The sequence below is a fragment of the Xanthomonas sp. D-36-1 genome (assembly GCF_017746155.1).
GTDB classification, from domain to species: Bacteria; Pseudomonadota; Gammaproteobacteria; order Xanthomonadales; family Xanthomonadaceae; genus Xanthomonas; species Xanthomonas cissicola.
The window spans coordinates 81,561-95,106 of record NZ_JAGHWR010000006.1; the positions used below are offsets into that span (position 1 = coordinate 81,561).

The 13,546-nt window shown below is 65.6% G+C and carries 6 protein-coding genes and 1 pseudogene; 5 read left to right on the forward strand and 2 right to left on the reverse strand.

Translation table 11 applies throughout. From position 1 onward, the window contains the following. Positions 1 to 131: 131 nt before the first annotated feature. A complete protein-coding gene (locus J7367_RS02135) occupies positions 132 to 1,943 on the reverse strand; it encodes a monovalent cation:proton antiporter-2 (CPA2) family protein (RefSeq protein ID WP_057660747.1) in 1,812 nt (603 codons plus the stop codon). Between the two features lie 218 nt (positions 1,944 to 2,161). After that, positions 2,162 to 2,988, reverse strand: a pseudogene (locus J7367_RS02140) (carbonic anhydrase family protein). Between the two features lie 743 nt (positions 2,989 to 3,731). Here J7367_RS02140 and mgtE point away from each other — a divergent pair. The 5 genes from mgtE to J7367_RS02165 all read left to right on the forward strand — a co-directional run bounded on the left by mgtE (position 3,732) and on the right by J7367_RS02165 (position 13,386). Continuing rightward, positions 3,732 to 5,099, forward strand: a complete 1,368-nt coding sequence (mgtE, locus tag J7367_RS02145) for a magnesium transporter (RefSeq protein WP_007965104.1) — start codon at positions 3,732 to 3,734, stop codon at positions 5,097 to 5,099. A 115-nt stretch (positions 5,100 to 5,214) separates the two neighbouring features. Further along, positions 5,215 to 7,923 (forward strand): bifunctional acetate--CoA ligase family protein/GNAT family N-acetyltransferase, encoded by a 2,709-nt coding sequence (locus J7367_RS02150; RefSeq protein WP_057660744.1) that lies wholly within the window; start codon positions 5,215 to 5,217, stop codon positions 7,921 to 7,923. A 105-nt stretch (positions 7,924 to 8,028) separates the two neighbouring features. Continuing rightward, positions 8,029 to 9,072, forward strand: a complete 1,044-nt coding sequence (locus J7367_RS02155; protein ID WP_003487316.1) for a DUF475 domain-containing protein — start codon at positions 8,029 to 8,031, stop codon at positions 9,070 to 9,072. A 597-nt stretch (positions 9,073 to 9,669) separates the two neighbouring features. Beyond that, entirely contained in the window at positions 9,670 to 12,168 is a 2,499-nt protein-coding gene (locus J7367_RS02160) for a ribonucleoside-diphosphate reductase subunit alpha (RefSeq protein WP_007965098.1), read from the forward strand. A gap of 174 nt (positions 12,169 to 12,342) precedes the next feature. Then, complete coding sequence (locus J7367_RS02165; RefSeq protein ID WP_003487313.1) at positions 12,343 to 13,386, forward strand: ribonucleotide-diphosphate reductase subunit beta; 1,044 nt, start codon at positions 12,343 to 12,345, stop codon at positions 13,384 to 13,386. The last annotated feature ends 160 nt before the right edge of the window (positions 13,387 to 13,546 follow it).

Below are 13,546 nucleotides of genomic sequence, written 5' to 3' on the forward strand. Positions count from 1 at the left end.
GCGATCAACATGCAGCCGCTGCGATCGTGCGGCGGCTGTGTGTGCAGAAAATCCCTGTAGGAGCGCGCTTGCGCGCGATGCGGGGTTACCGGTAAGGCCTCATCGCGCGCAAGCGCGCTCCTGCGCAAGGCTCAGCGATCGGGCGTTACCGGCGCCGGCTCAGCATCCACATCCGCCCTGACGTCGGCTTCGAACAGGTTCATCAGATCAGCACGTGCATCGCGCGAGGTCTGGATGACCTTGGCTTCGTCGTCGTAGACCAGGTGCTGGCGGCGCAGCAGGTCTTCGTCGTGCTGGCGGAAGCGTTTGACGTGATCGTGTGCGAGGGCTTCGCCCAGGCCCAGCGAGGTGAGTACGCGCTCGCTCAGTTCCAGGCTGGAGGCGAATACCTCGCGGAACGGTTCTGCGCCCAGGTCCATCAATTTCCAGGCGTGTTGGCGGTTGCGTGCACGCGCCAGCACGGTGGCTTGCGGGTACAGGCGACGGATCAGTCGCACCGTCTTGATGTTGGTTTCCGGGTCGTCCACCGCGATCACGAACACCTTGATGCGCTCGGCACCGGCAGCGCGCAGCAGCTCGGGGCGGGTGGGATCGCCGTAATAGAGCTGGCTGCCGAAGCGGCGCAGGTCTTCCACCGTGTCGGGGTTGTGTTCCAGCGCCACGAACGGCACATGCCGTGCGGTGAGCAGGCGCGCGACCACCTGGCCGAAGCGGCCCATGCCGGCGACCAGCACCTTGGGGGTCTGCGCATCGATGGTGTCGAACGGGCGATCGGTCTTGGGTGCGCGCGCACGCAGCGGTCCGTTGAGGATGCGTTGCATGCCGAGCAGCAACAGCGGCGTCAGCGCCATCGACACGCCGACGATGGCGACCAGCCGATCGTGATTGGCCGGTTCCAGCAGGCCCACGCGGTCGGCTTCGTTGAACACCACGAAGGCGAATTCGCCGCCCAGCCACAGCACGCTGCCCAGCATCAGGCTGCTGCGCAGCGGCAGCTTGGCCACGCTGCCGATGCCGACCAGCAGCGAGAACTTCACCACCAGCAACATCGCCACGCCCGCGGCGATCAGCCACGGCTCGGCCACCACGCGGTGGAGATCGATCCCCATGCCCACCGAGATGAAGAACAGGCCCAGCAGCAAGCCTTCGAACGGTTCGATCTGCGATTCCAGTTCATGGCGGAACTCCGAATCGGCCAGCAACACGCCGGCGATGAAGGCGCCCAGGCTGGCGCTCAGTCCGGCCTCCTGCATGATCCAGGCGGTGCCCAGCACCACCAGCAAGGCGCTGGCGGTGAATACTTCCGGCATGCGCGTGCGCGCCACCACGTTGAACAGATGACGCAACACAAGGCGCCCGCACACGATCACCAGCGCCAGGGCCGCCATCGCCTTGGCCACGTCCTGCCATTGGAGCGTTGCGTTCTTGCTGCCGCCGAGCAGCGGGATGGCCGCCAGCAACGGGATCGCAATCAAATCCTGGAACAGCAAAATGGCAAATGCCAGCCGCCCGTAGTCGCTGCTCAGCGCCTTGCGTTCGGCCAGCAATTGCAGCCCCACCGCGGTGGATGAAAGCGCCAGCGCCACGCCGACGATCAACGCGCTCTTCCAGCCCAGCTGGGCTGCCATCAACAAGCCGCCCAGGATCACCGCCGTCACCAGCACCTGGGTGGCGCCAGCGCCGAACACCGAATGGCGCATCACCTTCAGGCGCGCCGGCGACAGTTCCAGCCCGATCACGAACAGCAGCATCACCACGCCGATCTCGGCCGCGCCGCTGATGCGTTCGGCATCCTGCACGACACCCACGCCATCGGGCCCGAGCACCACCCCGGCGACCAGGTAGGCCAACACCGCACCCAGGCCGAAGCGCTTGAACACCGGCACTGCCACGATGGCGGCCAGCATCAGCACCAAGGCCAGTTCCAGACCACCGCTATGCATGCGTACTCTCCATTGAGGCGCGCATTATGCCGTGCAGGTCCGTTGGCCTGCGCGCATGCATGTGCCATCTGCACCGCGGCGATGCGTGGCTGCGCGATGCGGCCAGGCACCTATCTGCGGCTGTGTGCACGGATCAGTCCGGCACCGCCTGCGCCCGCACGGTCAGTGCGCAGGCGGTGGGTGACACGCCGCGCACGGTCGACACACCGCGCGAGCAATCAGTGGCTTTTAAGCAGAAAACGCCGATCCAGCGGCTGCAGTGGGCGTGCATTGAACGGGTACACGCGTTCGAAGGCGTTGATCTGCGCTTCCGAGACCTGCACCGGCTGGCTGAGCACCACCCAGTCCACCGTTTCGCTGCACGGCGGCGTGGTCAGCGAGCCTTCGTAGCGATAGAAGCTGCGTTGACTGCTCGGCGGAAGAAACGCCTCGGCGCTCACCGTCGCGTTGGCGACCTGCCGGGTCTGGTCCTTGTCCCTGGGCATGGCGTCGAGCACCCGCTGGAAGGCCGGGTTGGCCTTGCCGGTTTCGAAGAAGATCGCCAGCACGCCCAGCGTTCCGTCCGGGCCCTGATGCACCAGGTGCGCTTCATCGGGAAACGACGGCCGTTCAACAGATGCTCGCTGGGGTGATGGAAGTGCAGTTGCAAGGCTTGATACTGCTTGCCGCCGGTTGCCATGCTGCCGCCATCGTGCAGATCCAGCTGGATGGAATGGCCGGTGTTGCGCACTACCAGCGGCACGGCGCTGTAGCTCAGCAGCAGCGTGCCCAGGTTGGCGTCGATGGCGCCTTTCAGATCGATGGGGCTGTTCTGCTGGCCATGGCCGCACAGCGCATTTTCCTTGGCCAGCTCGGCCCAATGCTCGGCACCTTCCGGGCCGGTATAGCCCCATTCGTGCCCGGTGTGCGGCGCGGTCTCATGCGCCTCCACCGGCTTGCTTTCAGGCAATGCGGTTTGCGCCATGCCCACCGCGCCCCAGCCGGCGGCGATGCACAGACACAGCGGGCTGATGCGACGTAACAGAAGCGACCTGGAAGCGGGCATGCACAAACTCCGGAAGAAAAACCCACTGCGTGGATGCGATGGCCGATGCCATGGCGGAAAAGCAACGCGCCAGGCGTTGCGGGAAGCGGACTGTAGCAATGAAGTGTGACTCTCAGCACGGCGCGGCGACAGGCGGTTGCGCGGCTCTGTCGCGGCGGCCAGCGGCGCCACAGCATCCGCCAGAACGCCTGCCCGGCAGGCGCTGGGGTATCGCCGCGCGAGCGTCCTCAGCCTAGCCGCAACGCTGCGCAATGCCCCGTGCGCCGGCACGCCCCACATCGCGCCGCTGCCGGCCTGTTACCCAGCGCCTGGCTGGCGCATGCCTGCGCCGCCCGGCTTCTGGAAGCCCACCTGGAGCGTGTCATGTGCTTTGAGGTGAGTGCGAAGCGTCCTGTGGCGCGTCGAGACAAGCCGTGCGCTGCGGCCCCGCCGCCTGGGCAAGGCGCGCAACGCGGTATCGGCGCGCACAGGGCGCTTTCCGGAGGGTCGGCGGCCAACGCATCTCATCTCAACGTGCATAACACGCTCTAAGCGGCCTGCGCGCAGGGCATTGACCAAGCCGACTCAGGCGCGCAGACTGCGCCGCGCCATCGCCCGGATCACCGGTCGGTACGCACCTTTGGAGCCCTTACCCATGTCCAGCGACAGTCACCCTAGACCCGGGTCGATGACCCAGCTGGCGCGCGCCTGAGGCCCAGGTTCGCCGGCTGTCATCGACGACGGTCGTCACCAGGCGAACCACCATGTACGATCCAACCCTGCGCCTTGCCGAAGGCGTCGATGCACTGACCGCACCCCTGGCCGAGCTCAACACGGCCGATGCAGTGGAATATCTCAACACCCTCGACCGCGACGAAGCGGCGCAGGTGCTGGCCGCGTTGCCTTTGCTGCGTGCGGTGAAATTGCTCGAACAGCCGGAGCTGCGCGATGCCAGCACGCTGGTGGCGTCGCTGCCGGCCGAGCAGGCCGCCTCGCTGCTTGGGCAGATGGCCGACGACCGCGCCACCGATATCTTCCATGGCCTGGATGCCGAGCAGCGCCAGCCGCTGCTGTGGTTGCTCAGTGCCGAGGCGCGGCTGTCGATCCAGGCGCTGATGCGCTACCCGCCCAACACCGCCGGCGCGCTGATGACCACCGAGTTCGTGGCCGTGCCGTCGGACTGGACGGTCGGCCGCACCCTGCAGCACATCCGCGAGGTGGAGCGCAGCCGCGAGACGGTGTATGCGATTTATCTGCTCGACCCGCACACCCGCGTGCTGCAGCAGGTGGTGACCATGCGTCGCCTGATCACCGGCGCGCCGGAGGCGCCGATCCTGGACGTGGCGCAGGTCAATCCCCCGGTCACCGTGGACCCGGCACTGGACCAGGAAGAAGTGGCGCGGCTGATCCGTCGCCACGACCTGCTGGCGATCCCGGTGGTGGATGCGCGCGGCCACGTGCTCGGCATCGTCACCGTGGACGATGTGCTCGACGCGCTCATCGCCGAATCCACCGAAGACGTGCACAAGTTCGGCGGCATGGAAGCGCTGGACAAGCCGTACATGCAGATTGGTTTCGGCCAGATGATCAAGAAACGCGCCGGCTGGTTGAGCGTGCTGTTTCTGGGCGAAATGCTCACCGCCAGCGCCATGCAGCACTTCGAGGACGAGCTGTCCAAGGCGGTGGTGCTGACCTTGTTCATTCCACTGATCATGAGCTCGGGCGGCAACTCCGGCTCGCAGGCCACCTCGCTGCTGATCCGCTCGCTGGCGCTGCGCGAAATCCGCCTGCGCGATTGGTGGAAGGTGGCGCTGCGCGAACTGCCCACCGGCCTGACCCTGGGCGCGATCCTGGGCGTGCTGGCGATCGTGCGCATCACCATCTGGCAGACCGCCGGCCTGTACGACTATGGCCCGCACTGGCAGATGGTGGCGCTGACCATCGGCGCGGCGCTGATCGGCATCGTCACCTTCGGTTCGCTGTCCGGCTCGATGCTGCCATTCGTGCTGCAACGCTTCGGGTTCGACCCGGCCAGCGCCTCGGCGCCGTTCGTCGCCACGCTGGTGGATGTCACCGGGCTGGTGATTTATTTCAGCATCGCTGCGCTGATCTTGAGCGGCACGCTGTTATAGAGGCATCGCGCCCAGGTAATCACGGATGCATGCATGTGCGCATGCATCCGTCACCCCATGCCCTGAAACGCCAGTGCGTGTACCGTAGTGCGATGGCATTCGCGTCCCCCGTCCGATGAGTACGTACCACCTGCAGCAGGTCTTTCGTCCCGGCACCGTGGCGGTGGTGGGGGGCAGCCCGCGTGATCGTTCGGCCGGGCGGGCGGTGGTGCGTAACCTGCGCGCGGCCGGGTTTCCCGGCCAGATCGGCTGGGTGAGCCCGCGCTATAGCGAGATCGACGGCGTGCGCACGGTGGCGCGGCTGACCGATCTGCCGTGGGTGCCCGACCTGGTGGTGATCACCGCGCCGGCGCGTATCGTGCCGCGCATCGTCTCCATCGCCGCGCGGCGTGGTGTGGCCGCGGCGATCATCTTGACTGCCGGTCTGGGCAGCGGCCCCGGCTCGCCGGCCGCACGCATGGAAGCGGCCGCGCGCGCCAAAGGCATGCGCATCCTCGGCCCGCACTGCCTGGGCGTGATCGCCCCGCATGCGCGACTCAACGCCAGCATCGCCGCGCATTGCCCGCAGGCCGGCGATCTGGCGTTGATTTCCGAATCCAGCGCCATTGCCGCCGCGCTGGTGGAGTGGGGGGTGGCGCGCTCGGTCGGGTTTTCGGCGGTGGTGTCGCTGGGCGATACGCTGGATGTGGATTTCGGCGATCTGCTCGACTACTTCGCCACCGACTACCGCACCCGCGCGATTTTGCTGTACGTCGAACGCATCGGCGATGCGCGCAAGTTCATGTCGGCCGCACGTGCCGCCGCGCGTGCCAAGCCCGTTGTGGTGGTCAAATCCGGCCGCCAGTACCGCATCAATCCCAATGCCGACACCCACGCGCAGGCGCTGGCCGGCTCGGATGCGGTCTACGGCGCCGCGTTCGCGCGTGCGGGATTGTTGCGGGTGGGCGCGCTGGACGAGCTGTTCGCCGCCGCCGAAACCCTGGGTCGGCTCGGCAGTTTCCCGGGCCGGCGCCTGGCCATTCTGAGCAACGGCGGCGGGGTGGGGCAACTGGCGGTGGACCAGCTGGTGTTGCGTGGCGGCACCCTGGCCGAGTTGTCGCCCAAGACGCTGGAAAGACTCGATCAATCGCTGCCGGAAGGCTGGTCGCGCAGCAACCCGGTCGACATCATTGTCGACGCCGACGGCGCGCGCTATGCCGCAGCGATCGAGGCGCTGCTGGACGATGCGGAGAACGACGCGCTGCTGGTGGTCAACGTGCCCACCGCGTTCACCTCCTCGGCCGATGCGGCCAAGGCGTTGACCCGCGCGCTGGACCAGCGCAACCGCTACCAGCGCGACAAACCGGTGTTTGCGGTGTGGCTGGGCCAGGACGATGCGGCGATCGCCGCGCTCAACGCCGCACGCGTGCCCACCTATGCCACCGAATCGGACGCGGTGCGCGGCTTCACCCACCTGGTGCGCTACCGCGAGGCGCAGGCGGCGCTGATGGAGACCCCGCCCAGCCTGCCGGAAGACTTCGTCGTGGATGCCGGCATCGCGCGGACGCTGGTGGAAGAGGCCCTGGCGGCCGGCCGGCGCTGGCTGGATCCGGTCGCCACCAACCGCCTGCTGGCCGCCTACGGCATCCCGATCGTGCCGCTGCAGGTGGCCGCCACCGCCAACGAGGCCGCATTGCTGGCCGACCCGTTACTGGCCGTCGGCCGCACCGTGACATTGAAAGTGTTGTCCAGCGAAATCGCGCACAAGTCCGATGTGGATGGCGTGCGCCTGAACCTGTCCAGCGTGGCGGCGGTGCGCGAAGCGGCCACCGGCATCCTGGCGCGGGCGCGCGCCGCGCATCTCCATGCAGTGATCGAAGGGGTGATCGTGCAGCCCACGGTGCTGCGGCCCAAGGCGCGCGAACTGATCGCCGGCATCGCCGACGACCCGGTGTTCGGCCCGGCGATCGTGTTCGGGCGCGGCGGCACCGCGGTGGAGGTCATCAACGACCGCGAGCTTGCCCTGCCGCCGCTGGACCTGCGCCTGGCCCACGAGCTGATCGGCCGCACCCGCGTCTCGCGCATCCTCAAGGCCTACCGCGACGTGCCGGCCGCCGACGAGCGTGCAGTGGCGCTGGTACTGGTCAAGCTGGCGCAGCTGGCCGCCGACATCCCCGAAATCACCGAGCTGGACATCAACCCGCTGCTGGCCGACCGCGATGGCGTGATCGCGCTGGACGCCCGCGTGGCGGTGGCGCCAGCGCGCAAGCTGCACAAGGGCCGCGGCCATCCGCGCTTTGCGATCTTCCCGTACCCCAAGGAATGGGAGCGCCAGATCGGCCTGGGCGATGGCACCCATGCGCTGGTGCGCCCGGTGCGCCCGGAAGACGACGCGCTGTTCCGCGCCTTCTTCGCCCGCGTCACCGACGAAGACCTGCGCCTGCGCTTCTTCCAGTCGGTGAAGCATTTCAGCCACGAATTCATCGCCCGGCTGACCCAGCTCGATTACGCCCGCTCCATCGCGCTGGTGGCCATCGACCCCAAGACCGGCGACATGCTCGGCGCAGTGCGCCTGCACGCCGACGCTGATTACCAGCGCGGCGAGTACGGCATCCTGATCCGCTCGGACCTCAAGGGCCACGGCATCGGCTGGCAGCTGATGCGCATCATGATCGAGTACGCGCGCTGGCTGGGCCTCAAACAAATCGAAGGTCAGGTGCTGCGCGAGAACCGCACCATGCTGGCGATGTGCCAGAGCCTGGGCTTTGGCGTGCGCCCGGATCCTGACGATGCAACCCTGATGGCGGTGACACTCCCTATAATGGGCGAGCCGCGCCCGGCCTGACGTTGCGTCACGCCGCGGTCCCCCATCCTCCACCGCACGCCGGACTGCCAGGCTTCGCCCTGGCCCATTGCTCCGGCTGTCGTCTCGGCCCGCCTGGGAGTGTCAATGTTTCGCGATTTCAGAATGTCGTTGTTGGTCGCCGCCATCTGCCTGGGCCTGGCTGCGTGGTGGGGTCACACCTCATCGATGGGGATCTGGCAGGCGCTGTGGCTGTGCCTGGTGTTGAGCGTGCTGGAAGTGTCGTTGTCGTTCGACAACGCAGTGGTCAACGCCGGCGTGCTCAAGCACATGAACGCGTTCTGGCAAAAATTGTTCCTGACCGTGGGCATCCTGATCGCCGTGTTCGGCATGCGCCTGGTGTTCCCGATCGTGATCGTGTCGGTGGCCACCGGCATGGGCCTGGTGCCGGTGATGCAGATGGCGCTGAAGGAGCCGGACCGCTACAGCCAGGTGCTGACCGATAACTACCCGTCCATCGCCGCCTTCGGGGGCATGTTCCTGCTGCTGGTGTTCCTGAATTTCCTGTTCGACCAGGAGCGCAAGCTGCACTGGCTGGGCCCGGTGGAGCGGCTGGTCGGCAAGTTGGGCAAGGCCGATGCGATGTCGGTGATCGTGGCGGTGTCGGTGCTGCTGGGCACCAAGCTGTTCCTGCCGGACGGCATCTTCCAGAGCGTGCTGTTCGCAGGCCTGGGCGGCATCCTGCTGTATCTGCTGGTCGGCAGCGTGGATGCGTTGTTCGAGGCCGAAGAGAGCGAAGACGGCAGCATGGGCCCGGCCAAGCGTTCGGGCATCGCCGCCTTCCTGTATCTGGAAGTGCTGGACGCCTCGTTCTCGTTCGATGGCGTGATCGGCGCCTTCGCCATCACCCGCGACGTGGTGATCATCATGCTGGGCCTGGCGATCGGCGCGATGTTCGTGCGCTCGATGACGGTCTACCTGGTGCACAAGGGCACCCTGGACGAATTCGTGTTCCTGGAGCACGGCGCGCATTACGCCATCGGCGTGCTGGCGATCATCATGCTGGTGGGCACGGTCTACCACGTGCCGGAGGTGCTGACCGGCCTGATCGGCGTGGCCTTCATCGCCGCCTCGGTGTGGTCGTCGATCCGCTACCGCAAGCGTCACCACATCGGGCCGACCGAGATCTGAGCGATCACCGGCGAGCTTGCGCGGTCGCTGATCGGCTGGCGGGCGCGTGGGCGCCCAGCAAAAAAACGCTACCGATAGCACGCCTGGTGTCGACGGCGGGTGAGTGTGGCGAGCGAATCAGGACCCTCCCGACTTGACCTGCGCAGTCGGATTCGTCCTCCCGCCGCGCGAGGCGACCGCTCGTCAGCGCAGCCCGTTGTGCCGCAAGGCTCGGCGCAATTTGGGCACATTTGGTGTTGACCCCCTGGGGGTACCCCACTATCTTGGGGTTCGGTGGTGACCGCCCCCAAGTGGCACCGATGAGACGAAGGCGATGCGCAAGTGCGACATTGCCTGTGGCTCCCATCTCAGCGACCTGTACGCGCCCCGGCATTGCCGCGGTCGCTTCCGGCCCGATGACGGCAGCGCGTTGCCACCGAACACCATCATGCGACAGCACACCGCGTGATGGCGACCGTGGGAGTTCAGGGAAATTGGTGGTGATGCCGCCGCAGGCCATGGCCTGCGCGCTGTGCGTCCTGTGTCGCCAATGCACCGTGGACGCCGCTCGGTCGTTGCCTGCTCCGGCAGGTTCGTGTGCCTACGCATGGAGGACGCATGACCACCAACGACACCCTTTCCGCGATCGCCGCCGGTACCGCAATACCCACCAGCGTTCCCGCCAGCGTTGCCGCGCCCGCCTGCGGCGCGCCGGAATTGACCGACCCGTCGGACATCGTGCCGCCTCCCCGCCAAGCCATTGCAATGCACGCACAGACCATCGAAGAACAAAACGTCTCCACCTGGATCACGAAAGAAGCGGGCAATCGCAAGATTCCGTTCGAGCCGGAGCGCCTGGAGCGCGCCATCGACCAGATCCATGCCGAGTTCCCGCAGCTGGACGTGGCCGACTACAAGCGCTCGGTGTTCGGGTTCGTCGAGCGCAAGGACAGCGTCAACGCCGACGACCTGGTCGACCACTTGATCCGCGAGGCCGAAGCCCGCGTCGATCTGACCACCCCGGAGTGGGAGCACTTCGCTGCGCGTCTGTACCTGCGCCGCCTGTACAAGCGCGCCAGCCGCAACCGTTTCTACGACGCCAGCCAGAAGTACGGCTCGTTCGTCGGCCTGCAGGAAAGCCTGGCCGACCGCAATGTCTATTCCAACGACATCCTGCGCCGCTACTCCAAGGACGAGCTGATCGAAGCCGGCAAGATGATCGAGCCCGAGCGCGACAAGCTGTTCGCCTACAACGGCCTGTACCTGCTGGCGACGCGTTACCTGGCCACCGATAGCTCGCGCGGCGTGTTCGAACTGCCGCAGGAGCGCTGGCTGACCATCGCGCTGTACCTGATGCAGGACGAGATCGGCACCGGCAAGGGCAGCCGCGAGCGCCGCATGCAGCTGGTCGGCGAGGCCTACTGGGCGCTGTCCAACCTGTACATGACGGTGGCCACCCCGACGCTGGCCAATGCCGGCAAGGTCGGCGGCCAGCTCTCGAGCTGCTTCATCGACACCGTCGACGACAGCCTGCAGGGCATCTACGACTCCAATACCGACGTGGCGCGCGTGTCCAAGCACGGCGGCGGCGTCGGCGCGTACCTGGGTTATGTGCGTTCGTCGGGTTCGGCGATCCGTGGCGTGTCCAATTCGTCCGGCGGCGTGGTGCCGTGGATCAAGCAGCTCAACAACACCGCCGTGTCGGTGGACCAGCTGGGCCAGCGCAAGGGCGCCATCGCGGTCTACCTGGACATCTTCCATCGCGACATCGAAGCGTTCCTGGACCTGCGCCTGAACAACGGCGACCAGCGCCTGCGCGCGCACGACGTGTTCACCTCGGTGTGCATCCCCGACCTGTTCATGGAAGCGGTCGAGCGCCGCGGCGACTGGTACCTGTTCGACCCGCACGAAGTGAAGCGGATCAAGGGCTGGTACCTGCAGGATTTCTTCGATGAGAAGAAGGGCGACGCCAACGGCAGCTTCCGTCGCAAGTACGAAGAAGTCGTCGCCGACGAGCGCATCACGCGCAAGACCGTCAAGGCGATCGAGATCTTCAAGCGCATCATGGTCAGCCAGCTGGAAACCGGTAACCCGTTCATGTTCTATCGCGATGAAGTCAATCGCAAGAACCCGAACAAGCACGAGGGCATGGTCTATTCGTCCAACCTGTGCACCGAGATCCTGCAGAACATGAGCCCGACGCGGATGATGCAGGAGATCATCAGCGGCAATCAGATCGTCACCACCAAGAAGGCGGGCGATTTCGTCGTGTGCAACCTGTCCTCGATCAACCTGGGTCGCGCGATCACCGTGCAGGCCGACCAGGCCGATCTGCTGGGTGCCGACGTGCTGGAGCGCTTGATCCCGATCCAGGTGCGCATGCTCGACAACGTGATCGATCTGAACCAGTTGCCGGTGCCGCAGGCCACCATCACCAACCAGAAGTACCGCGCGATCGGTCTTGGCACCTTCGGTTGGCATCATCTGCTGGCGCAGAAGTCCATCCACTGGAATGCCAAGGAAGCCGAGGACTACAGCGACGAGCTGTACGAGCGCATCAACTACCTGACCATCCAGGCGAGCATGGAGCTGGCCAAGGAAAAGGGCACCTACAGCGTGTTCCGCGGCAGCGACTGGCACAACGGCGAGTACTTCCGTGCGCGCGACTACAACAGCCCGCAATGGCTGGAGCTGTCGGCGCAGGTGGCGGTCAATGGCGTGCGCAATGCCTGGATGCTGGCGGTTGCACCGAACATGAGCACCGCGCAGATCGCCGGTTCCACCGCCTCCATCGACCCGATCTACAGCGCGTTCTACTACGAAGAAAAGAAGGACTTCCGCCGTCCGGTTGCCGCTCCTGGCCTGTCGCTGGAGACCTGGCCGTACTACGAAAAGGGCGCCTACAAGGTCGACCAGTTCGCCAGCGTGCGCCAGAACGCGCGCCGCCAGCGGCACGTGGACCAGTCGATCAGCTTCAACTTCTATGTGCCCAGCACCATCCGTGCGAGCACGCTGCTGGACCTGCACATGACCGCCTGGCGCGAAGGGCTGAAGACCACGTACTACGTGCGCTCCAACGACATCGACATCAGTGAGTGCGAATGGTGCAGTAGCTAAGCGCATTCGCGCTTCGCTTCCACGGTTCGCGTCGCGAACCGTGGACCCTGCTTCACCATCTCCCACACCCCGCGCCTTTGGCGCGCCCCCTGACTCAGGGGGCTTTCCTCCAGATCGATTTGTTGCGCCGTTGCTGTCTTGTACGCGCGACGCCTGAAACACGAGTAGAAACCCATGTCCGCAACACCGCTCGACCGCATCAAGATCCTTGAGCCGCGCAACCCGAACCGTTCGACCGGCATCATCAACGGTCAGACCTCGGGCATCCTCAACTGGAACGACATTCCGTACCCGTCCTTCTATCGGGCCTACAAGGAACTGTCGACCAACTTCTGGATCCCCGACGAGGTGGACATGAAGGGCGATGCGCGCCAGTACAACGAGCTGTCCGCGCGCGAAAAGAACGCCTACGATTCGATCATCGGCTTGCTGGCCACGCTGGATTCGCCGCAGACGCGTTTCATCTACAACGTGGCCGAATACATCACCGACCCGGCCGCGCATGCCAATGCCGCCATCATCGGCCAGCAGGAAGTGATCCATAACGAGAGCTACAGCTACGTGCTGGCCTCGATCACCGGCCTGGCCGACCAGAACCGCGTGTTCGAAATCGCGCGCACGCACCCGACCATCATCAAGCGCAATGCGCCGATCATGGGCGCCTACGAAGACTTCATGCGCGAGAAGACGGCCGAAACGCTGATCCGTTCGCTGATCCAGTCCTCGATCCTGGAAGGCATCAACTTCTACTCCGGCTTTGCGTATTTCTACAATCTGGTGCGCCAGAACCGCATGACCGGCACCGGCAAGATCATCAGCTTCATCAACCGCGACGAACTGGCGCATTCGAAGTTCATCAGCGAGCTCATTCGCGCCATCATCGGCGAGAACCAGGCGCTGCAGGGCGACCAGCTCACCGACTACGTGCACAAGGCCTTCGAACACGCGATCGACCTGGAAACCCAGTGGACCGCCGAAGTGCTGGACGGCATCGACGGCATCGACGTGGACGAGATGATCCGTTACGTGAAGTACCGCGCCAACAAGATGGCCGGCATGCTCGGCATCGAGAAGCTGTACGAAGGCGCCAACGACAACGTGATGCCGTGGATCAAGGCCTACGCCGACAACTTCACCGAGACCAAGACCGACTTCTTCGAAATGCGCAATGCGTCTTACAAGAAGACCAACTCGGATAACGGCTTCGACGATCTGTGAGGAGCCGGGATTTGGGATTTGGGATGCGTTGAAGCGCCGCGATTAGGCATTGGAGATTTGGGATTCGTCACAGCAGCACTGCGCTAAGACACATCGATCAAGGACTTTCAATGACGTACCAGTTGCGGCTTTTGCGAATCCCCAATCCCGACTCCCCAAT

What these genes read in the sequence shown, in the direction of transcription:
- J7367_RS02165 (WP_003487313.1), top strand. Translation starts at nt 12,343, where the DNA reads ATGTCCGCAACACCGCTCGACCGCATCAAGATCCTTGAGCCGCGCAAC.
- mgtE (WP_007965104.1), top strand. Translation starts at nt 3,732, where the DNA reads ATGTACGATCCAACCCTGCGCCTTGCCGAAGGCGTCGATGCACTGACC.
- J7367_RS02155 (WP_003487316.1), top strand. Translation starts at nt 8,029, where the DNA reads ATGTTTCGCGATTTCAGAATGTCGTTGTTGGTCGCCGCCATCTGCCTG.
- J7367_RS02150 (WP_057660744.1), top strand. Translation starts at nt 5,215, where the DNA reads ATGAGTACGTACCACCTGCAGCAGGTCTTTCGTCCCGGCACCGTGGCG.
- J7367_RS02135 (WP_057660747.1), bottom strand. Translation starts at nt 1,943, where the DNA reads ATGCATAGCGGTGGTCTGGAACTGGCCTTGGTGCTGATGCTGGCCGCC.
- J7367_RS02160 (WP_007965098.1), top strand. Translation starts at nt 9,670, where the DNA reads ATGACCACCAACGACACCCTTTCCGCGATCGCCGCCGGTACCGCAATA.